22 protein-coding genes are annotated in these 18,783 nt (G+C 47.7%); 8 read left to right on the top strand and 14 right to left on the bottom strand.

Annotation, left to right across the window (positions count from 1 at the left end):
• Nucleotide 1 precedes the first annotated feature (1 nt).
• Together BBD42_RS10065 and BBD42_RS10060 are read right to left on the bottom strand one after the other, a co-directional pair.
• Nucleotides 2-517: a GyrI-like domain-containing protein gene (locus tag BBD42_RS10065; RefSeq protein WP_237163438.1), complete on the bottom strand. Its 516-nt coding sequence runs from the start codon at nucleotides 515-517 to the stop codon at nucleotides 2-4.
• Between the two features lie 117 nt (nucleotides 518-634).
• Entirely contained in the window at nucleotides 635-1,567 is a 933-nt protein-coding gene (locus BBD42_RS10060; protein WP_099518034.1) for a helix-turn-helix transcriptional regulator, read from the bottom strand.
• A 125-nt stretch (nucleotides 1,568-1,692) separates the two neighbouring features.
• On the opposite strand from BBD42_RS10060, the gene BBD42_RS10055 reads away from it, so the two are divergent.
• Nucleotides 1,693-2,412, top strand: a complete 720-nt coding sequence (locus tag BBD42_RS10055; protein WP_099518033.1) for a 3-ketoacyl-ACP reductase — start codon at nucleotides 1,693-1,695, stop codon at nucleotides 2,410-2,412.
• Nucleotides 2,413-2,600: 188 nt separating this feature from the next.
• Here the strand turns inward: BBD42_RS10055 and BBD42_RS10050 are convergent, their stop codons facing one another.
• The 6 genes from BBD42_RS10050 to BBD42_RS10025 all read right to left on the bottom strand — a co-directional run bounded on the left by BBD42_RS10050 (nucleotide 2,601) and on the right by BBD42_RS10025 (nucleotide 10,316).
• The gene (locus tag BBD42_RS10050; RefSeq protein ID WP_237163437.1) at nucleotides 2,601-3,311 is read right to left on the bottom strand and encodes an ankyrin repeat domain-containing protein; all 711 of its coding nucleotides are present in this window, start codon (nucleotides 3,309-3,311) and stop codon (nucleotides 2,601-2,603) included.
• A 464-nt stretch (nucleotides 3,312-3,775) separates the two neighbouring features.
• Entirely contained in the window at nucleotides 3,776-6,304 is a 2,529-nt protein-coding gene (locus BBD42_RS10045) for a glycoside hydrolase family 3 N-terminal domain-containing protein (protein WP_216364926.1), read from the bottom strand.
• 424 nt (nucleotides 6,305-6,728) lie between these two features.
• Complete coding sequence (locus tag BBD42_RS10040) at nucleotides 6,729-7,202, bottom strand: hypothetical protein (RefSeq protein WP_099518031.1); 474 nt, start codon at nucleotides 7,200-7,202, stop codon at nucleotides 6,729-6,731.
• A gap of 72 nt (nucleotides 7,203-7,274) precedes the next feature.
• Nucleotides 7,275-7,925: a hypothetical protein gene (locus BBD42_RS10035; protein ID WP_099518030.1), complete on the bottom strand. Its 651-nt coding sequence runs from the start codon at nucleotides 7,923-7,925 to the stop codon at nucleotides 7,275-7,277.
• A gap of 314 nt (nucleotides 7,926-8,239) precedes the next feature.
• Complete coding sequence (locus BBD42_RS10030) at nucleotides 8,240-8,530, bottom strand: hypothetical protein (protein ID WP_099518029.1); 291 nt, start codon at nucleotides 8,528-8,530, stop codon at nucleotides 8,240-8,242.
• 85 nt (nucleotides 8,531-8,615) lie between these two features.
• Complete coding sequence (locus BBD42_RS10025) at nucleotides 8,616-10,316, bottom strand: methyl-accepting chemotaxis protein (RefSeq protein WP_099518028.1); 1,701 nt, start codon at nucleotides 10,314-10,316, stop codon at nucleotides 8,616-8,618.
• Nucleotides 10,317-10,531: 215 nt separating this feature from the next.
• Here BBD42_RS10025 and BBD42_RS10020 point away from each other — a divergent pair, with 215 nt between their 5' ends.
• The 3 genes from BBD42_RS10020 to BBD42_RS10010 all read left to right on the top strand — a co-directional run bounded on the left by BBD42_RS10020 (nucleotide 10,532) and on the right by BBD42_RS10010 (nucleotide 12,347).
• Nucleotides 10,532-11,152: an acetate uptake transporter gene (locus BBD42_RS10020; protein WP_099518027.1), complete on the top strand. Its 621-nt coding sequence runs from the start codon at nucleotides 10,532-10,534 to the stop codon at nucleotides 11,150-11,152.
• Nucleotides 11,153-11,449: 297 nt separating this feature from the next.
• Nucleotides 11,450-11,875 carry a YkvA family protein gene (locus tag BBD42_RS10015; protein WP_099518026.1) on the top strand — a complete coding sequence of 142 codons (426 nt, stop codon included), beginning with the start codon at nucleotides 11,450-11,452 and terminating at the stop codon, nucleotides 11,873-11,875.
• Entirely contained in the window at nucleotides 11,865-12,347 is a 483-nt protein-coding gene (locus BBD42_RS10010) for a hypothetical protein (protein WP_237163436.1), read from the top strand. Before BBD42_RS10015 ends, BBD42_RS10010 begins: the two co-directional genes overlap by 11 nt.
• 127 nt (nucleotides 12,348-12,474) lie before the next feature.
• On the opposite strand, the gene BBD42_RS10005 is transcribed toward BBD42_RS10010, so the two are convergent.
• Nucleotides 12,475-12,960, bottom strand: a complete 486-nt coding sequence (locus BBD42_RS10005) for a VOC family protein (protein ID WP_099518025.1) — start codon at nucleotides 12,958-12,960, stop codon at nucleotides 12,475-12,477.
• A gap of 160 nt (nucleotides 12,961-13,120) precedes the next feature.
• Here BBD42_RS10005 and BBD42_RS10000 point away from each other — a divergent pair, with 160 nt between their 5' ends.
• Complete coding sequence (locus tag BBD42_RS10000) at nucleotides 13,121-13,555, top strand: Lrp/AsnC family transcriptional regulator (protein WP_099518024.1); 435 nt, start codon at nucleotides 13,121-13,123, stop codon at nucleotides 13,553-13,555.
• 91 nt (nucleotides 13,556-13,646) lie between these two features.
• On the opposite strand, the gene BBD42_RS09995 is transcribed toward BBD42_RS10000, so the two are convergent.
• Nucleotides 13,647-14,060, bottom strand: a complete 414-nt coding sequence (locus BBD42_RS09995; protein WP_099518023.1) for an organic hydroperoxide resistance protein — start codon at nucleotides 14,058-14,060, stop codon at nucleotides 13,647-13,649.
• Between the two features lie 14 nt (nucleotides 14,061-14,074).
• Nucleotides 14,075-14,362 (bottom strand): putative quinol monooxygenase, encoded by a 288-nt coding sequence (locus BBD42_RS09990; RefSeq protein ID WP_056036435.1) that lies wholly within the window; start codon nucleotides 14,360-14,362, stop codon nucleotides 14,075-14,077.
• A 640-nt stretch (nucleotides 14,363-15,002) separates the two neighbouring features.
• Here BBD42_RS09990 and BBD42_RS09985 point away from each other — a divergent pair.
• Nucleotides 15,003-15,224 carry a TM2 domain-containing protein gene (locus BBD42_RS09985; RefSeq protein WP_099521544.1) on the top strand — a complete coding sequence of 74 codons (222 nt, stop codon included), beginning with the start codon at nucleotides 15,003-15,005 and terminating at the stop codon, nucleotides 15,222-15,224.
• A 649-nt stretch (nucleotides 15,225-15,873) separates the two neighbouring features.
• On the top strand, nucleotides 15,874-16,509 hold the full coding sequence (locus BBD42_RS09980; RefSeq protein WP_172455444.1) for a DUF1361 domain-containing protein: 636 nt from the start codon (nucleotides 15,874-15,876) through the stop codon (nucleotides 16,507-16,509).
• A 50-nt stretch (nucleotides 16,510-16,559) separates the two neighbouring features.
• On the opposite strand, the gene BBD42_RS09975 is transcribed toward BBD42_RS09980, so the two are convergent.
• Nucleotides 16,560-16,784, bottom strand: coding sequence for a hypothetical protein (locus BBD42_RS09975; protein WP_099518021.1), 225 nt, complete (start codon nucleotides 16,782-16,784; stop codon nucleotides 16,560-16,562).
• Entirely contained in the window at nucleotides 16,736-17,077 is a 342-nt protein-coding gene (locus BBD42_RS09970; protein WP_099518020.1) for a sigma-70 RNA polymerase sigma factor region 4 domain-containing protein, read from the bottom strand. Before BBD42_RS09970 ends, BBD42_RS09975 begins: the two co-directional genes overlap by 49 nt.
• Before the next feature lie 233 nt (nucleotides 17,078-17,310).
• On the opposite strand from BBD42_RS09970, the gene BBD42_RS09965 reads away from it, so the two are divergent.
• Nucleotides 17,311-17,730: a hypothetical protein gene (locus tag BBD42_RS09965; protein ID WP_099518019.1), complete on the top strand. Its 420-nt coding sequence runs from the start codon at nucleotides 17,311-17,313 to the stop codon at nucleotides 17,728-17,730.
• Between the two features lie 58 nt (nucleotides 17,731-17,788).
• Here the strand turns inward: BBD42_RS09965 and BBD42_RS09960 are convergent, their stop codons facing one another.
• Complete coding sequence (locus BBD42_RS09960) at nucleotides 17,789-18,382, bottom strand: DUF3238 domain-containing protein (protein ID WP_099518018.1); 594 nt, start codon at nucleotides 18,380-18,382, stop codon at nucleotides 17,789-17,791.
• Nucleotides 18,383-18,783: the final 401 nt, after the last annotated feature.

Genomic DNA, 18,783 nt, shown 5'->3' with positions numbered 1-18,783 from the left:
TTCAGCTTTTGATGGCGATATAAATACGAACGACCGCTTCCCCGTCCTGAAAATCGTTTTTATCATACCGCTCAAAATCGCCCGTATACGCCCGCTGCTCGGCAGCTGTCTCATAATAAGCCCAAATTTCCTGCCAAGCTTCAATGACAACCTGCGGCATAGGACCTCTTCTCGTCTCGAAAACCCGGTACAGGGAGCTCGGCACAACGGTTTGCTGCATATTTGCAGCGGCAGATGCGCCTGCCGTTTCTGTTGCTATTGCCAGGTCTAAATCATAAGTATGGCCGATGAAAGCCGTGTAAGCGCCGCTCGCATCCGTTTCATAATCCGTATATACCCCATAAATAAAATCGTCCTGGGCTTGGGCCTGATTGGCGTATGCGCCTTCCAGCTGAAAATATTGTGTCCAGAGCGCAGGAATGCGCCCATTCGGCCCCGCTTCCTCCTGATTCGTTGTCCGAACGCCAATGCCCGCCAGCTTCAAGGCCTCTTGCTGCTCCAATATCGATTTCATCATGTCATTTCCTCTTTTCCATAAGCACAGCGGCTAAGGCGTGAGCCGTTCACCATGCTTACCTAGATTTACCCAAAGCTTATCGCACCTTATCAGACAGCTATATGTCCGGATTATAAATTAATATATTTCAAAAATAAGCTGCGCTCTGCGCTTTATCTCTTCAGCGGCCCAAGAGGGCTCCAGCACCTTCACATGATGACAGAAGCTTAGCAGCAAGCCGTAAAACCACTCATCCAGCGAAAAAGAACCCGTCACCTGCAAGCTGCCATCTGCCAGCTCGGTAATAAACACGTTTGGAAAAGCATCATATACGCGATGCTTGACCTGCGGCTGAAAGTGCATAAGCATCAGCGTCTCCTGGTCTGCCCCCCAGCTGCTGCGCCAGATCAGCCCCTCCAGCTGCGGCGATTGCCGCGGCTCAAAGTCCTCCAGCAGGAGCGACAGGCTCAGTATTCGCGTCAAACGAAACATGCGAAAGCCCTGCTTCCTGCGGCAATACGCCTGCAAATACCAAATCGAGCCTTTCATGATAAGGGCTGTCGGCTCGACCTCCCGCTCGCTTTCTGTCCCCGCCGAGCTGGCATAACGCAGGCGAGCCACCTTGCTCTCTGTAATCGCTTGTTGCAGCAAGGCCAGCTTGGGCTTCAATTCCAGCCCCGATCCCCATGACTGCAAATCGAATACGAGCTCCTCGCCCTGTCTGGCATGCTCTTCATGCGCAGCTTGCGGCAGCAGGGCATTCACCTTGGCGAGCAGCTCATGATAGGCTTGATCATCTAGCGCCGAGGCAATTCCCTTCACTGCAGCAAGCAGCGCCTTCCATTCCTTCGCGCTCGCAAGCTGCCGATTCAGCGTGTATTGCTCCATAATTTCATAGCCGCCGGCTGCGCCGTGATGCGAGGCCACAGGAATGCCAGCTAAACCGAGCGTCTCCATATCGCGGTAAATCGTTTTTACAGATACTTCAAAACGCTCAGCAAGCTCGGTCGCATTCCACCGCTTTCTGCCAAGGAGCAGGACGACGATGCCGAGCAATCGATCTATTTTCATATGTACCCACCTGACTTATTGCATTCGCCCGCTTATTAGGGCTTATTTGTATTCCGGTTATTGACAGCTTTATAATGGAGAGGAGAAATGAGAAGCAATTCCCCTAAAGAATGGAGAGATTAATGATGACACTAAGCGGAAAAACAGCGATCATTACCGGCGCAGGCAAAGGCATCGGGCTTGCTATTGCCCATACGCTCGCGAAGGAGGGCGTAAGCCTTGGACTTATTTCCCGAACCGTATCCGATTTGGAGACGCTCGCCGATACGCTGAAAGCCAGCTATTCTATACAGGTCAGCCTTGCGGCTGCCGATGTATCGGTTAATCAAGAAGTACAAGCAGCTGTTGCTTCGATTACAGAGCAGCTTGGCCCTATTGATATTCTAATCAATAATGCAGGCATTGCCAAATTCGGCACCGTGCTGGATATGGACCCGGAAGAGTGGAAGAGCATGATGGATGTCAATTTATACGGCACCTACAATGTGACTCGCGCTGTACTGCCAGCGATGGTTGCCAGAAACAGCGGCGAAATCATTAATGTGGCTTCCACAGCGGGAGAGCGCGGCTTCGCAACGGGTTCGGCTTATTGCGCTTCCAAGTTCGCGGTGCTGGGCTTTACCGAATCGCTGCTCCAAGAGGTGCGCAAGCATAATATTCGCGTAACGGCTCTTACGCCAAGCACGGTCAATACCGAGCTGGCTACGAAGGCTGGCCTCAAAATCGGTGATGAGGACCGCATGATGCAGCCTGAGGATGTTGCAGCTCTGGCGCTCGCGGCTATTTCGCTTCCGCCACGCGTCTTTATTAAGACGGCGGGTATTTGGACGACGAACCCGCAATAAAATGGTTTCAGCAGGATTGGTTGGCGTTGTCCAATGAGCATAATAATCGCCAGACCATAAAAATGAAACAGCGGCGAACTAAGACTGACAAATAAAGTCTTAGACTGCCGCTGTTTTTATTGAATTAACATATTCGTTAGCATTATCCTAAGGAACACTAGCTTAAGACTCTGCAACCATATTGATCCTTACAATTCGCTGGCAGATTTGGCGCCTTGACTATGCAGCCATTGAACCAGACCAGTAGCAGAGCTGCGTTGCGCTGCGTCCAGCGGGGTCAATCCATCCCAAACCGAAATCCAGTTCAGCTCAGCACCTCGGCCGAGAAGGTACTCTGCAGGGCGCTGTTGTCCGCCGTGGCAAGCGCACCAGAAGGCGACGTTAATTTTGTCCGGTGGTGAAGGGCGGCTTGCTCCCCAAGGGTATCGCTCTGAAAGTGCGGAGCCGGCGAAGTAAGCCTCAATTGCAGCTACTTGCCCTAGCGCAGCTGCATGCCAAAGTGCGATTTTCGCTCCACGTTCAACCAACCTATGCGCTGCCCGCCACTGTGCAAACGCTACTGCATCATCTAGTGGCGTACCGCCTGCAATTACTGCACCTGGCGCTTCGATATCGGCACCAGCATCAAGAAGCGCGTCCAGCACATTAATGTCATTGCAACTCGAAGCCCAATGAAGCGGTGTCTCAGTGTGCGATCCAGTGAACCGAGCATTTACCTCCGCACCGAACTCGACTAACGTACTCACAGCAGCCGCACCGTTAGGAAAATGGCCGGGCCAGTCGGTCACGACATGCAAAAGTGTTCGAGACGTTCCGCAACTATTGTCTTCGTTGTTATTGTCTCTATCGATAATTCTTGCCGCAGCCAAGCCCGGATTCTCTTCAAGAAGTCGTTTCAACGATGGGATATCGCCAGTTTGAATCGCTTTAACAGCACTAACTGCCAGCGTTTCATCTTCGTAAATAAATGCCATATCCAAGTCTCCTCACACAAATTCAAGCCTCGTAAATTTGCCATATTTGAAGTATTCGCGGAATGATAATAATATCCTGCCCGTTGGCTTAACACCCATATCCAGCCGAATCCTTTACTTTCTTTTGACAGGCATGTGTTCATGCGGAGATTTGCAGCCGCGGCATGGCTCCATTCGCACAATTGCGGGCTAACATTCGCACAATTGCGGGCTAACATTCGTATAACGACGCAAAAAAAGACAAGGAGCGAGGGATTTCGACTTCTCCTTGTCTTTTTCATAGCTATCTTAGGCTGATTGGTTCCTCTTACCCTAAATGTTATGATTCCGCTCCCTATTGGCTTAAAACACTTTTGAGCCTGAGGAACACACTTGTGCTTGAGGCTATGCTACGCGAGCCATTCAAACCCCGCTGCCAATGCCGCACTTGAGCTTCCGCCTACGTACACCTTAAACTGCCCGGCTTCCACCTCGTGACGCATAGCCGTTGTCGTAAATTTCAAATGCTCTTCCGAAAGGGTGAAAAACGCTGTACTACTTTCTCCCGCCTCCAGCGCCAGCTTCTGGAACCCTTTCAGCTCCTTCACCGGACGAACGACGCTGCCGTGAACATCCTGAACGTACAGCTGTGCGATTTCTTCCCCAGCTCTGCTGCCTGTATTCGTCACTGTGACGGCGACCTCCAGCGTATCACCTGCCCGCAGCTCAGAACGGCTAAGCGCCAGCTCTGAATAAGCAAATGTCGTATAGCTGAGGCCGTAGCCAAATGGATACAAGGGCTCATTCGGGCCATCGATGTATTTGGAAATAAACTTCTGGCCGCTATTGCTCTCCGTAAGCGGGCGGCCGGTCCGGTAATGATTGTAATACACGGGCACTTGCCCCGTCTTGTATGGAAAGCTCATCGTCAGCTTGCCCGATGGATTGTAGTCGCCGAGAAGAACATCCGCTAAAGCATGTCCGGCTTGCGAGCCGAGGAACCAGCTTTCCACTATCGCAGCCATATGCTTATCAAACCACTCCAGCACCAATGGACGGCCATTGGTCAGAAGAAGCACGACGGGCTTGCCGGTCTGCGCTATAGCCTTAGCCAGCTCCAATTGGGCTTCCGGCAGCGTCACATCCATACGCGATGCCGCCTCGCCGGACATATCGCTGCTCTCGCCCAGCGCCAGCAGCACGATATCTGCTTTGCGCGCCTGCTCCACTGCGCGCTCGATGCCGCCGACCAGCGGCTCATGTACGCCGCAGCCTTCCGCATACAGCAGCTGCTCCGGCGCGAAGCCCTTCGCTGCCAGGCCTTGCAGCAGCGTCGCCGTTTCGCTGGCGTAATTGGAAAACTGCCACGGCCCGAGCAAATCCCGGCTTGCCGCGAACGGCCCGATAACCGCCAGCTTGCGATCTGGGGCAAGGGGCAGCACGCCGTTATTTTTCAGCAGCACGATGGATTTGCGGGCTACGTCACGGCTTGCCTCCAGATGCTCGGGCGACAAATATTGCTCATAAGCTTCTTCCGGCCTCACATAACGGTAAGGCGCATCCATAATGCCGATTTTGAATTTATAGGTTAAAATCCGGCGCACCGCCGCATTCAACTGCTCTTCCGTCACTTTTCCTTCTGCCAGAAGCGCCGGGAGATGCTCCTCATACAGCCTAGTCACCATCTCAATATCCATCGTCGCATGCAGCGCTTGCGCGGCAGCCTCCTTGCCATCCTCAGCAGCGCCATGAATGGCCAGCTCATCAATGGCTGCATAATCGGAGATCACCATGCCCTCAAACCCAAGCTCCTCGCGCAGCAGATCGCGCAAGATGCGGGCATTTCCAGCAATCGGGATGCCGTCATACAAATTAAAAGCATTCATGACCGATCCGGCTCCCGCCGCAATGCCCGCACGGAATGGCGGCAAAAACACGTCACGCAGCGTACGCTCGGAAATATCGACCGTATTGTAATCACGGCCTGCCTCCGCAGCTCCATAAGCAATAAAATGCTTCAAGCAAGCAATCAGCGTGTCCTGGTCCAGCAGGCTTGCGCCCTGAAATCCCTCTACCTGCGCTTTGGCTATAGCAGCGCCCAGATACGGGTCCTCGCCCGCTCCCTCGACTACCCTGCCCCATCTGGCATCGCGTGTAACATCGACCATCGGTGCATGATTGTACGTAATGCCGGAAGCGGCGGCTTCCTTGGCCGCAATGGCGCAGGCTTTGCGAATCGCCTCCATATCCCAGCTGCACGACCAAGCTAGCGGCACTGGAAAAATCGTCTGATAACCGTGGATCACGTCGGCATTAAACAGCAGCGGAATGCGAAGCGGCGACTGCTCGACCGCAATTTTTTGCAGCTCCAGCACCTGGAACATATCGAATGCGCCCAATATGGAGCCAATCTTCCCTTTTGCGATCAGCGCCTCAACCGGCTCGCTCTCCACATCTCCGCCGAACGAAAAGTTGGACGCGCCGACCTGGCTCATTTGCCCGATTTTCTCCTCCACGCTCATTCGGCCCAGCAGCAGCTCTACCTGCTCGCGAATTTCCGTATCCGTTCGCTCAACAACTGTCCCGCCCTGTACCTCAGCGGCCTTCGCTAGAAGGGATGCGTTCCGGAAATTCGGCTGTCCCTTCTTGCCCTCAAGCGGAAATGGACCGCCAAACGGCAAAGTCACTGCGCCTGTGAGCGATGTTTCTCCAAATAAAAGCTGAACCGTCATATCCGCTCCAAACATCGCCAGATGTCCGGCTGCCTTAAGCTCATTGCCGCTGCTTCCCTCCGCTTTCAGGCCGCCCGCCTCAAAGCTGTATATGCCCGGTACCGAATGCACCGCAAGCCGGTAATCGCCAGCCCATTCCTCTACCGTAAAAATAAACAGAGTAGAAGCTTCTCCCATTTTCACATGCCCATGCCATACGCCCTTCATCGCTATCGTCCTCTCTTCATTGAAAGTGCTGCATTAGATTAGTTTGACTATAACCCGTATGCCTGCGCACTCACTACCGATAAGACGACTTTTTGCTAGCACAATTGCGACTGTTTCTAATTGTATACCTAAGTTTGTATGCTGTTATTGTAGCTACTTACCAGAAGTGAAACCTGCTTGCCATAAGCGGCTAAAATATCGTCGTGACCGTGTACTATTACCGAGCACTTGCTCAGGCTGTTAAATTCCGTATCTCCTGTCTTGAGCGTCGATCAAGCCAACTTTTTGCTGCGTTCCTCTTCCTTGGCGTATTCATAAAAATGGTTCATATCCTCGATAACAAAAAAAAGATCATCAATAGACGATCTTTCCTTGCCTAACTTATGCACTTAGTTTGCTCAGTATTAAATTATGGACATTAAAATTAATTAAGCTTAGCACCATTGCTATCTACTATGCTAATATTCTCTTCACTAATCTTTGCACCGACTGAATCTTGTGTAATCGTGCTAATTATATCTTCTAACACTTTATTCATTATATTGTCTTCAAATGTTGACTCCGTTTTCAGAACAACTGAACACGCGATATTATAACTTCCAGTATCTTTTAAATCTGACATTGGACCTAAAACCACAAGAACATCGTCACTTTCTAGTTTTGTTCGTTGCGCTATTAATAGTCCTAATTCAGACTGTTTTTTATTAAGCCACTCACCCATTCCTTTTTCAATAGTAATAGGGTCTACTACCTTACTTTGCCCATTTGGCAGTTCCTCGAGCATTACCTCTTCAGCTTTAGGAGTATTAGCCTTACCAATATACGCACAACCTGAAACTATTATCATGACGAATAGAATAAAGAATAGCATCATTTTTTTCGGTTTGTTTTCCAACATATTCACATCCTGTCTAACTTCATGATCTCAGCATGTCTAACCCCCCAGCTTGCTGCTGGGGGGAGGGATAATTCATTCTACCTCGTAAGTATAATTAACTTTCAGAAGTCCACCCGCAAGACTTCCCATATCAACAGGAACGATTAGTATAGTTTTATTCGATAGAATTGGATGAGTGTATTTGATATAACCTCCCGTAGTAACAATAATATTATTGTTACTACCTATAGTAGTATAAGTATCACCTACGCTGTAAAACCCTGAAGGAGTACCAGTTAAAGAAACACTATTTACTGTGAGCTTATACACACCATTTCCAAAATCAGTCGAGTTACCAGTAGTGTAATTGACAGTATATACTGTTATATCCCCAGAACTTATCACACTCGTAAGAGTTAGTTTGTAATTATATGTGGTATTTGCGGTAATGGAATACGAACTACTGCCAATTGTTCTTGCTCTTGGATCTGAATCCTTTTGATTCGCAATTTCAGCCGTAACAATAACACCTTCACCAACTGGTATATTATAAATTAAAGAGCTTTGACCATTAAAATCTGCGTTTTTTGCATGTTCATCTAAATAATCAAACACAACTTCTAGCCTTCTATTAATTTCTTCTTGTGTAACATCATTTTCGTGAGACACTTCCTGCGCAAAAGCCCCATTTGTTGGTATTGCCAATAGAACCAATAATAATAGCACAATTGATATTTTCTTCACCTTAACTACCTCCCTTTATTTATTAACTAACATATCCATTTTATTACACAAAACTACTAAAATCAACCACAAATAGGATTAATATAAAAAAATATTGATAAAACATTATTAACTAAATCAAAACCTTTTAAAACTATTATTTTACATATTTGTTATTATTAAATTAAACCGAACGAGCGTCAATAATCCATTATTTCCATGCTTCCATGTAGGCGGCTAAGCGAAAAGCTACCACCTTATTACATACGGCTAATGAAAAAAAGCTTCCGCTGCGCCTGAAAGACGCCTCGGAAGCTTCCTATATTTCCTGCACTTTAATCGACGTAGCCGGCCACGCCTTGATCCATCAAATATTCCATTTCCAGATCAAGAATCGTCTCAACCGTCAGCTCGTCCAGCTTCACATCACGCTGCTTCAGGATGTAATCGACCAGCTCATCGCTGTCAACTTCAACCTCGCCAGAAGCGTTCTCCTGCGCATTGTTAATGAAGGTCATTTCATGCTTAAGCACCAGCTTTACATCCGCTTCGGACGCCTTCGTTTTACTCGTTATGTAGGCGATCAGCTGCTGCTCGTCGATTTGGTCATTTTCTTGCTCGCTCATCTGTCATCATCTCCTCATGGGCTGTCTAATGCCATTGTATCACAATGGCCCCTTCGTATCTAAGCATGCTCCGCATATACACAACTTAAGCCTGCTCCTTCTCAAAAGTAAACTTCTGAATCTCGCCCCTCAGCACATTCGCCATCTGGCTGAGCGCTTCGGCCGAAGCTGATATTTCCTCCATCGATGCCAACTGCTCCTCGCAGACGGCCGCCACGCTTTGGGAGTTGTCCGATATGTTATTCGCAAGCACGACCAGTTGCTCCTCGGTTGCAAGCTGCTGCTCTGTCGAAGCCGCCAGCTGCTCCGCAGAGGCCGAAACTTCCTGTACTTGGCTGGTTACGGTCCGAATAGCCGCATACACCTGCTCAAAAGCTTCACCTGTCTGATTCATATAAGCCGTGCTGGACTCCACTTCGCCTGAGCCCTTCTGCATGGATACGACTGCGCCGTTCACCTTGTCCACCATAGCACGAATGAAAACGGCGATTTTATCGGATGCTTCGCCTGTCTGCTCAGCCAGCTTCTTCACCTCGCCAGCAACGACGGCAAAGCCTCTGCCGCCTTCTCCTGCCCGCGCCGCCTCAATGGAAGCATTCAGCGACAGCAGGTTTGTCTGATTGGCAATTTCGCGAATAAACTGTGTAATTCCCTCAATCGCCCGCGATTGCTCGCCAAGCTCGTAAATGACAGCAGCCGATTGATCAATCGTCAAGTGGAGCTGCTTCAGTTGGCCAATCGTCTCGCCGAGCAGCGCACTGCCGCGTTCCGCCTGCTGCAAGGCGAGCTCAGACGATTCCGAAGTGACCGCAGCCGAATCAGCAATACGCTGAATGCTGATGGCACTCTCTTCAATCGCCTGCTTGTTCTCCGTAATGCTCGCAGACTGCTGATCGGATGCTTCCGATACCTGCTGCACAGACTCTGCAATATGGTTGGAAGCCATTACCGCCTGCTCCGCTCCACCGGACAGCTCTTTCGAGGCCGCTTCTACCTCCATCGCATTATGATTGATGGTTTGCATCAGCTGCCGCAAATGATGCTTCATTTTATTGAAGTCCAGTGCCATCGCCCCGATTTCATCCTTCTGGCGCAGCACAATATCCGCTCCCGTCAGGTCGCCATCCGCAATTTGCCGCGCTGCTAGAGCTACCTTCTGAACGGGACGGGCAATGATTTGTCCAATGAGCACCGCCAAAGCGATACCTAGGACCATAGCAACGACGATAGTCGTCATAATAATCGATTGCACTTCCCCTACTTCCTTCGTCAATGTTGCTTGGCCCTCACTCAGCTGCGATTGCTGGAAATCCACCAGTTGATCCGCTGTCTCTATCAATTGCTCCGCAATGGGCGAGCCCTTCGTCTCTACCAGCGTTACGACCTCATCCATATTATCCTGTTCCTTGGCCGCAATCATTTCCTGCGATACCGTCTTGTATTCCGCCTCCAGCTGCTTGAGCTTCGCTGCCAGCTCTATCGAGACGGGATTTTCGATGGAAGCTTCCAATAACTTCATCGTTTTAGCAAACAGCATTCGATCTTCTTCATATTTATCTAATTGCAAGGAGTTTCTAGTAATGATATAACCCCCTACACGATTGGATTGATCCGTTGAATGCTGCTTGAGCTCGTTGACCCACAATATTTTCTGCACACGATCACTCAGCAAATTCTGGTAAGCCTTATCCAGGGCCGTAAACTGAAACCAGCTAATCATTCCGACTGCCAAAGTAAGCAATAATACTGCTGCAAAACCTGTAATTAGCTTTTTTCGAATGTTCACAAGAAAGCGCTCCCTTTTATCATATGTATTAGTTCTCTTTACCTATTAAACCACTTAATACATGACGAAACACCTAAATTCAACAAAATTCGACTTTTGGACACGAATTATACCCTTTCTTCTTGATTCGAATTCAGTTAGAATATTTCAATGTGCGTTAGAAGTCGGCGAATACGCATGAAACAAAGGAAATCGCAGGATTATTGGAGGCTTATATGCAAAAGGAATCATCGAACGTCAAAATTATGAATGCTGATCCGAGTGCCCTAGGCTTATTCGGACTAGCCATTGTCACCTTGGTCGCATCATCTCAAAAGCTTGGAATTACGACGGGCTACAGCTTCGTCATCCCATGGGCCATCTTCCTGGGCGCATTCGCCCAGTTATTCGCTTGCATTCAAGATTCCAAGCGGAACAATACATTTGGTACGACCGCTTTCGGCGCTTATGCCTTTTTCTGGTTCGCAGTCGCCACGAGCTGGATGTTTAAAATGGGTGTTTTCGGCACCGCACTCGCAGGCGATGTCGACGGCAAGCAGCTCGGCTTCGCATTCGCCGGGTATCTCGTATTTACGCTGTTTATGACGATTGGCGCGGTGGAAACGAATCGTGTTCTGCTGATCATTTTCTGCTTGATTGATCTATTGTTCCTAGGACTTACGCTCGATGCTTTCAGCGTTGCACCTGAAATTTTCCATACGCTGGCTGCCTACTCCGAGCTCGCCATTGGCATCGTATCGCTTTACGGCTGCGGCGCTTCCGTGCTGAACGCTCATTTCGGCCGAAGCTTCCTGCCGATTGGCAAGCCGTTCGGCATTTTCAAGCCGCGCGCTTAGCTGCGCTCAAGGTGAAACGGCTGTCGCCGCCCTTTGGCGGCTCAGCGCGTTTCAGTCCGAGAAATATAAGCGGAGTATAAGGGAGAATCTTATACTTTCTTATATTTTCATTAAACCACCTCCCGCGCCGATTCGCGGGGGGCGGTTTTTTTGGTTTATTTTCAAAACGAATCAAACTTGGGTATAACTACGTATAAGCATTACAGCCTGCAGTTTGCAGGATTAGAATCTGGATGGTTGAGGCTATGAAGCTGTTAAGCAATAGATGGATTTTATCGATGAAAGGGGCAAATGATAATGGATAACTTGATTACAGGCCAGCCTTACCGCTTTAAGGATGAACAGGAGCAGCAGACAGCACCCGAAGATACGCCGAATGTCAATGAATGGACGTCCAAAATTGGCGATTCCGCCAAACAGGAAAAGTATGTGAAGCAAGGCTTTCTGCGGAAAATTAAAAAGCATGCCAAAAAGATCCCATTTGCGAAGCATGCCGTCGCCATGTACTACTGCGCCATTGACGCCAATACGCCCACTTCGGCTAAAGTCATTGCCGTTGGCGCGCTCGCTTATATTTTGATGCCGATTGATTTGATCCCTGATTTCGTGCTAGGCATTGGCTACACCGATGATGCAGCTGCTTTCTGGGCGGCTTACCGCAGCATCAGCATGCATGTGACAGACGCGCATAGCGAGATGGCGGAGCAATGGTTTGCGAATTAAACGCAAACCGGACAATGGCGGCTTAGCCCGGGCGCTTGCCCTCGCTGCTGCCGTTGGCGCAGGGGCTGGCGTGCTGCTTGGATTGTATATGAAGGCGGTTCAGCAGTTAACTGGAGAGACCGTCTATACGCTGCTGCTCAATATCGATTATATTACGCTGCTGAACGAGCTGGCGCTATCCGAGCTTGGGGAGTTCGCCTTGCACTTGGTTGTATCTGCGCTTGTCGGGATTGGACTAGCTCTCGCCTTCAGGATCGTTCGCTGGCCCGTGGTACAGCAAACCTATGCTGCAATTGCAGTCAGTCTGCTGATCGGACTGGCGCTTTTTCCAACTACGCTTTTGTCGGATCGTACTCCGTCCATCGAAAGCGGTGCTGCTTGGAGCTGGTGGCTCGTTGGCCATGCTGTTTATGGGTGGGTGCTAGGGGAGCTGTTGGGACTTCTCAAGCGTAAACGCAGATACTTATGCTAGAACCAGTACCTGAAGTTGTCATGCTGTTTTCCGTACACATCAAAAATGCGGCCTCATGGGCCGCATTTCTTCGTTATTTTATAAGCACTCTGAATATAAAGCCGCTACCATTTACAATTGCCTATGCCTACTTCATTTCTTTCAGTACCTGCTCATTGTGCGAAAGCCCCGAACGATCAAAATCCACATCCTCAATAAACTCAATAACTTCGCCGTTTGGGCTATAGACTATCGCATTTCGTACGAGCAGCGGCGGTTCCCCAAGGGCAAGCTCGCTCGGCTCGACATACGCCGTGGCGCCGTGGGCAAGCGATTTCTGATAGATGGCATCGACTTGCTCAACATAAAAGGCCAGATGCAGCAGCGCCCCATGAGCGATTTCCTCGTCAGAAGCTGCTTTTTTCCCTTGTGCTGGTATGACGGCCTCATTATCGAAAATTTCCAGGCAAGTCCGTCCATCAGGCGAAATCAGCATCGAAGCTTCTTCAATCTGAAAGGACGGCAAGCTCCAATGATGCCCCACCTTAAAGCCTAAAGCGAGCGTGTAAAACGCAATCGTTTCTTGATAATTTTTCGCTTGAATCGCTACATGGGCAAGTCCTTTTATACTCATCTGCAATCGCTCCCGTTTCGAATATGCCGTTTATTTTACGGGGAATATAACGATAAATACATAGGATAGATGAGGACTTTCAGGTAAAATGGTTTATGTATCGCAGTTTATTAAACGAAATAGGCTTATTTTTTAAAGTATAGCTTGGGAGGTACTTATCATGGATCATTACCTTGATGATATTGACAAAAAAATTATGCAGCTGCTTCAGCAAAATGCCAGAATGCCCATCTCTCAGATCAGCAAACAAATCGCCATGTCCTCTCCCTCGGTTAAAGAAAGAATAATGAAGCTGGAAGAGAAAAATATTATCGCTTCGTACACAACCGTGTTTCGCTTGCAGGAGCTGAATCGCGGAATGACCACCTTTATTCTGGTGAAAACAGAGCAATGCCAAGAGCTGGTCGATTTTTGCCACAACGCCGGCGAAGTAACGGATTTATTTCGCATTAGCGGCGAATATAATTATTTAATTAAAATACAGACTGCCTCTATCGGAGAGGTTGCTGCATTTCAAGACACACTGGTCCAGCTTGGAGCATCCAAATCCCATATTAGTATGAAAAATATAATTGAAAACAGAGTTTTGCTTTAACGCTTGCTGCTGGCTATTGGCTATTCGATAAGTATTCTACAAGCCTGTTTACGAAAAAAAGCCATCCCGCTTAGGATGGCTCGATTTGCGATTAAACGATGTTCAGCTCCACTTTAATGTTGCCTCTTGTTGCTCTCGAATACGGGCAAACCTGATGAGCCGCTTCAACAAGCTCCTTCGCCACATCCGCATCTACGCCGACTACGGAAATGTCCAGCTTCGCTTCCAAACCGTAGCCGCCATCGTCTTCTTTGCCGAGCGTGACATGCGCTGTAACCTGCGTCTTCTCAACCTTGATCTTCTTCATTCTAGCTACAACGTTCAACGCGCTTTCAAAGCAAGCCGCATAGCCGCCAGCAAAAAGCTGCTCTGGATTCGTTGCGCCGCCTGGGCCGCCCAGCTCCTTAGGTGCGCGAATCGCCAATTCCAAAATGCCGTCCTCGGATTTAAGCTGACCGTCTCTTCCGCCTACTGCTGTTACTGTTGCTGTGTATAAATTTTGCATATCAATCGCCTCCGTTATTGTTTTGGTGTAGAAAGCTTAAGTTCTGGCGGTGCCGCCAATACGCCGCGGGCAAAGCCAGCAAATGCTGTGTAATGCGCCGATTCATTATGCTCGTCAATCGCCTGCTGATCCCGCCATTCCTCCAGCATCACAAAATGACTCCGCTGCTCCGCATCCTCATACAGCTTGTAGCTTATATTGCCCGGCTCCTGCTGCGTCGCGGCGATCAGAATCTTCGCCTGCTCGATAAAAGCCTCACGTGCATCTGCTTGTACCTTCAAAAATGCTTGTACAATAATCATCTGCGCCTACCTCCATGCTGTGTGCTGCGACACCCTACTTTCTTATTACCCAAATTGCTGATTGCTATCCCAATAAATTGGAAATGCAAGTGGATACGAGATGGGCTCGCCAATAAATTGTATAAAATTTAATTTGATAAAACCAATATTAACGCATCGATGTGCCGCTGTCAACTGTCTTTAACAAATAATGCTGCCGTTCTGCAGTTAGGTTGTATAAAACAATATTTTAATAGAGGCAAAATCCATTATTTTACCTTTCGTTCTTAAAAGTATAATTTCGACATTTCGATTGTTTAATGCTGCTAAATATGGTACTTTAGATGCAACATACTAGTCATGGATCACTACAATCGGGGGAGATTTTATGAGTATTACATGCCATATTCATAGCCATAATTTATCTATAGGAACTTGCGTTGGCTGCGGAAAATTTATTTGTAGCGAATGCAATACTGAAGTACAGAACAAAAATTACTGCAAAAATTGTATAAACGAAATATTTGCAGAGAATAAAAGAAAAATAGAGAAGCTTGAAGACAACAACAGTCAAAAACCAATGGTTTTTATGAATGCTGGAGGCGGAGGCGGGGGAAGTTCATCCTCTAGTGCTGCAAGCAGCGGCGGCTACATACAGCCTATCTCTTCAAAAAGCAAAGTAGCTGCTGGATTGCTCGCCATCCTCTTAGGTGGTTTAGGCATTCATAAATTTTATCTTGGCAGACCGATATGGGGTATTATCTACATCCTATTTTGCTGGACTTATATCCCTGCCATAGTAGGGTTAATCGAAGGAATTATTTATCTGCTTTCTTCGGATCAAGCTTTTTCTATGAAATATGACAAACATCATTTGCGTTAAGGCCTGCATGCCTGATCCAGGGTCAGTCTATCATTTCACTAAATGATAGGCTGACCCTATTTTCTTGCTGAGAACACGGTCGCTTAGCTCCAGCAGCATTTGCCCACAGTTCGGGATACCCGCTCCTTTTTTCAAGGACTGAGATTCCGCTATTTTGGCTTTTGAACCGATTTCGGGCCGTAGGCGGACAGGAAATCCGTTATTGCCCACATTATCCCGGCAAAATGGCTAATTGCAGCGCATTAGCAGCTCCTGAGTCCGCGACCTATGCCTTAGCCCTTGATTCGGTTGAAATAGCTGCTGCTGTGTCCGCCAAACCTGGCTTTCTTCGCTGGGAGCAGGCCCATGAAGCGAGGCACAGGAGGCTGGCTGCTTTTCAGTAAGTACGTTCACATTCACGTATGTTCATATTCTGGAGGAGTGTCATCGCCAGCAGGAGAGGAACTGCGTGCGATGCTAGCCCCAATCAAGAACTGGCTCGCCCATATTTGCAGCTGCATCCCAGCAACAAAATCTCAAAACAAACGTTATACATATATAGGAAAAGGATTAGGGAGGGCTAACACTGAATTTTTGGGAAAATACGCAGCTGCGCAGCAAAGCCGTTATTATTGCCGTCTTATTGGCGGCTACTATAGCAAGCCTCACATTGGCGGATCACTTAAGGGCGGTAACGGGCCGCGAAATTTATTTATTTTTGGATTGGGATGTTTTTCTGGCGTGGGTTCCACTGGGGCTCTCCTTAATTATTGAGCTGGCAGCTTTTTATTTGAAAAAGAAGCATACAGCATTGAAGACGCTAATCCTACTGCCTCTTGGACTGGCATGGCTGCTCTTCTATCCAAATTCCGCTTATTTGATTACGGACATGCTGCACCCCTTTATGCGGGTTCAGGCTGATGGGGGCGGGCATTTTGTCCAGACGATGGAATTTTGGAAGCATCTTTTTATTTTTCTGACAGCGGCTTCGGTTGGCGTACTGCTAAGCGTAGTCTCGTTATATTCGCTGCATCAGCTTGTCCGGCAAGCCTTTGGCGCTGTTGCTGGCTGGCTGTTCACTGTGGGCATTTTGCTGCTCAGCAGCTTCGGCATCTACATCGGCCGGTTTGTCCGCTGGAATACTTGGGATGTATGGACAAGACCGCATGTCATATTCGGCCAGCTTTATGAGATTGTAACGAATGCGAAGGCAGAGGCGCTGCTTATCCCCTTCACGTCGTTGATCTTTGCTTTCACTTTATTTTTTTATGTGGTGCTTTATGCATTTACTTGGATAAGGCGGTAAATCTAATTATCCGCATGCCTAACTGCCTATAACCCCCTGTCCGATTTGGGCTAGGGGGCTTCTTGTTCTTCCTTGAAAAAAGCAAGCAGCTCCGCAGTCATGCTCTGCACAGCATCCTCTTGGGGCATGCGGATAAAACGGCTGATCCGCTTCATTTCAGGCTCGAAAAATCGGATCAGCGCAAGCGTAGCCTGCTCGTCATTTTGCCGAACCAAGTCGAGCAGCCTCAGGAACTCATCATCTGACATAGCTGCTTTAGCGTCTTTCGCTTCCATTTATTCACCGCCTGCTGGCTCATGTTCAGCGCCATGGCTACCTGGGCTTCCGTCTTGTCCTGCAAATACAGCTCATGAATAACCGTTCGGCCCAGCGGCGAGGGGAGCGCAGCAAGCAGCTGCTTCACAAGTATTTTCTGCTCCGTCTGGTCGGAAGCGCTATATGGCTGGACGGGATCATAGGTGAGCGAGCATTCATGCTTGCGCTGCTTTTTCGCCTGATACTGGATGCGCCAGCCGATGCGGTAGAGCTCTTTTTTATAAAAATCAATAACCGTCCTCGCTTCATCCATCTGCTAAAACCTCCTCTATTGTTATAGTCGTCTCGTGTGTTAGGATAATTATAACAATTTTAGAAGTTTATTAGAGGACATTTAACGGACTCAAGGCGGACTGAAAGCGGACCAGCACGAGACATGAATATAGGTACTATTAAAGTTAGAACTGTGGAAATGTTTAAAATAAGGTTACATTAAAGATAAGAAAGCAATTTGAAGGCAAATGATTAACAAGGAGGAATAAAAATATGAAGCGTGCAGGCATGTACTCTTTAGTAGTTATATTCAGTTATCTAATTGGGGTGCTTTTTTATAAAGTGGCTTATTCTGTGCTTTCTATTTCTGAACGAAGCGAATATGATCTACTTTATACGGGAATCAACTTATTTTTTATTTTCTGTGTCGTTCCTGCTTATTTTTTAATCGTTCTCATCCTGAAGTCTGTGAATATACAGTCTACTGCGGTTTACGCCTTATTATTGACCATTTTCGGGTTCATTCCTTCCACGCTCGTCCCTTTCATGGGCGGTTTCGGCTTTATTTTTCTAACACCCAGCTACTATATTTCTGAGATGGCTATGCTGCTCTATGCCTTTTTCACGGGGACAGCCGTCTCCTTTTCCTTAGGAGTAAAAATATTAAGGCATTACCCTGCATTACTAAAATGAGTTATTAACATAAGAATAAACCCAGGAGTGATTGAATCATCCCTGGGTTTGCTCTCTTTTACTTATTGACAACATCTACTTTCTTATTAAATTTAATGAGTCCTGTATATACAGTTTCGCCAGCCGTTCTCGGATCATATTGATGAAGTGAAACAGGAGCCGACGAATCTACTTTCTTCCAAATTTCATGGGCAGGATAAGAATCATGTGTTCCTGTAACGGATACCTTTCCATCCGAATAAACACGGATTGTATATTCCCAATCAATATCTGGCGAAGGGTTAAAAGTTGGAATATTTACCGCCGCGCGCAGTTTTATTTCTGCATAATTGCTAATAAATGATTTGGAAATACATTTAACACCATCGTTAGAAGCCTGTCCGCTAATATCAGGCCTAAGAACTTCTCCTGTTTTAATATCAACCGTTCTTTCTACAGTCGGCCCCACACCCGGGTAATGCGTAATCGTCTTATTAGAGAAATTCACATTAATATGGGAGCATAATTTAAACGCCTCTAGGTCATTCAGAGTATCGTACTTAAACCCCCGGTTATTGCCTTTGTATAAAATCTTAACCGCACTTGTACGCATAAACTCAATCCACGCCTCTGGAATAAACGCCGTTACTCGTACTGCCACTTGATCAGCCATCTTACAAACAACTCCTTATTTTAATTGTAAGAAGGAGGATAGGACGCATAACATAAAGACCGTCCCAGCTTTATGATATGTTGAATCATCCCTCTTCAATAAATAAGGCAATTCAGAATTGAATTTTACAACTTAATTTACAAAATTAATTCATAAATATTATTTGTTGGGATTAGGAGTGTAACGGAGCTATATCTCTCCCGACCAGCAAGTAACCGCTAGTTCGGTTGATACAGGCAAGCATACAGATGATTATCTGGATATCGCCCTGGTCAAACGAAGCGGTTACTATGAAATAGGTTATAAATTAGCCGTCGTTCCCGCCACCGCTAACATTCTTGGATATGTGCTTCCTTGGTTTTTCGTCCTTATTGGCTGTATTCAAATGTTAATAGGCGCGG

The organism is Paenibacillus sp. BIHB 4019 (genome assembly GCF_002741035.1).
Taxonomy (GTDB): Bacteria; Bacillota; Bacilli; order Paenibacillales; family Paenibacillaceae; genus Pristimantibacillus.
This window is presented reverse-complemented; position numbering and strand designations above follow the sequence as displayed.

Excerpts from the sequence above, each read along its gene's own strand:
- BBD42_RS10005 (WP_099518025.1), bottom strand. The coding sequence starts at position 12,960 with ATGAGTATAAAAGGACTTGCCCATGTAGCGATTCAAGCGAAAAATTAT.
- BBD42_RS09995 (WP_099518023.1), bottom strand. The coding sequence starts at position 14,060 with ATGCAAAATTTATACACAGCAACAGTAACAGCAGTAGGCGGAAGAGAC.
- BBD42_RS10030 (WP_099518029.1), bottom strand. The coding sequence starts at position 8,530 with ATGAGCGAGCAAGAAAATGACCAAATCGACGAGCAGCAGCTGATCGCC.
- BBD42_RS10015 (WP_099518026.1), top strand. The coding sequence starts at position 11,450 with ATGGATAACTTGATTACAGGCCAGCCTTACCGCTTTAAGGATGAACAG.
- BBD42_RS10045 (WP_216364926.1), bottom strand. The coding sequence starts at position 6,304 with ATGAAGGGCGTATGGCATGGGCATGTGAAAATGGGAGAAGCTTCTACT.
- BBD42_RS10020 (WP_099518027.1), top strand. The coding sequence starts at position 10,532 with ATGCAAAAGGAATCATCGAACGTCAAAATTATGAATGCTGATCCGAGT.
- BBD42_RS09975 (WP_099518021.1), bottom strand. The coding sequence starts at position 16,784 with ATGGAAGCGAAAGACGCTAAAGCAGCTATGTCAGATGATGAGTTCCTG.
- BBD42_RS09965 (WP_099518019.1), top strand. The coding sequence starts at position 17,311 with ATGAAGCGTGCAGGCATGTACTCTTTAGTAGTTATATTCAGTTATCTA.
- BBD42_RS10000 (WP_099518024.1), top strand. The coding sequence starts at position 13,121 with ATGGATCATTACCTTGATGATATTGACAAAAAAATTATGCAGCTGCTT.
- BBD42_RS09970 (WP_099518020.1), bottom strand. The coding sequence starts at position 17,077 with ATGGATGAAGCGAGGACGGTTATTGATTTTTATAAAAAAGAGCTCTAC.
- BBD42_RS10060 (WP_099518034.1), bottom strand. The coding sequence starts at position 1,567 with ATGAAAATAGATCGATTGCTCGGCATCGTCGTCCTGCTCCTTGGCAGA.
- BBD42_RS09960 (WP_099518018.1), bottom strand. The coding sequence starts at position 18,382 with ATGGCTGATCAAGTGGCAGTACGAGTAACGGCGTTTATTCCAGAGGCG.
- BBD42_RS10040 (WP_099518031.1), bottom strand. The coding sequence starts at position 7,202 with ATGTTGGAAAACAAACCGAAAAAAATGATGCTATTCTTTATTCTATTC.
- BBD42_RS10055 (WP_099518033.1), top strand. The coding sequence starts at position 1,693 with ATGACACTAAGCGGAAAAACAGCGATCATTACCGGCGCAGGCAAAGGC.
- BBD42_RS10065 (WP_237163438.1), bottom strand. The coding sequence starts at position 517 with ATGATGAAATCGATATTGGAGCAGCAAGAGGCCTTGAAGCTGGCGGGC.
- BBD42_RS09990 (WP_056036435.1), bottom strand. The coding sequence starts at position 14,362 with ATGATTATTGTACAAGCATTTTTGAAGGTACAAGCAGATGCACGTGAG.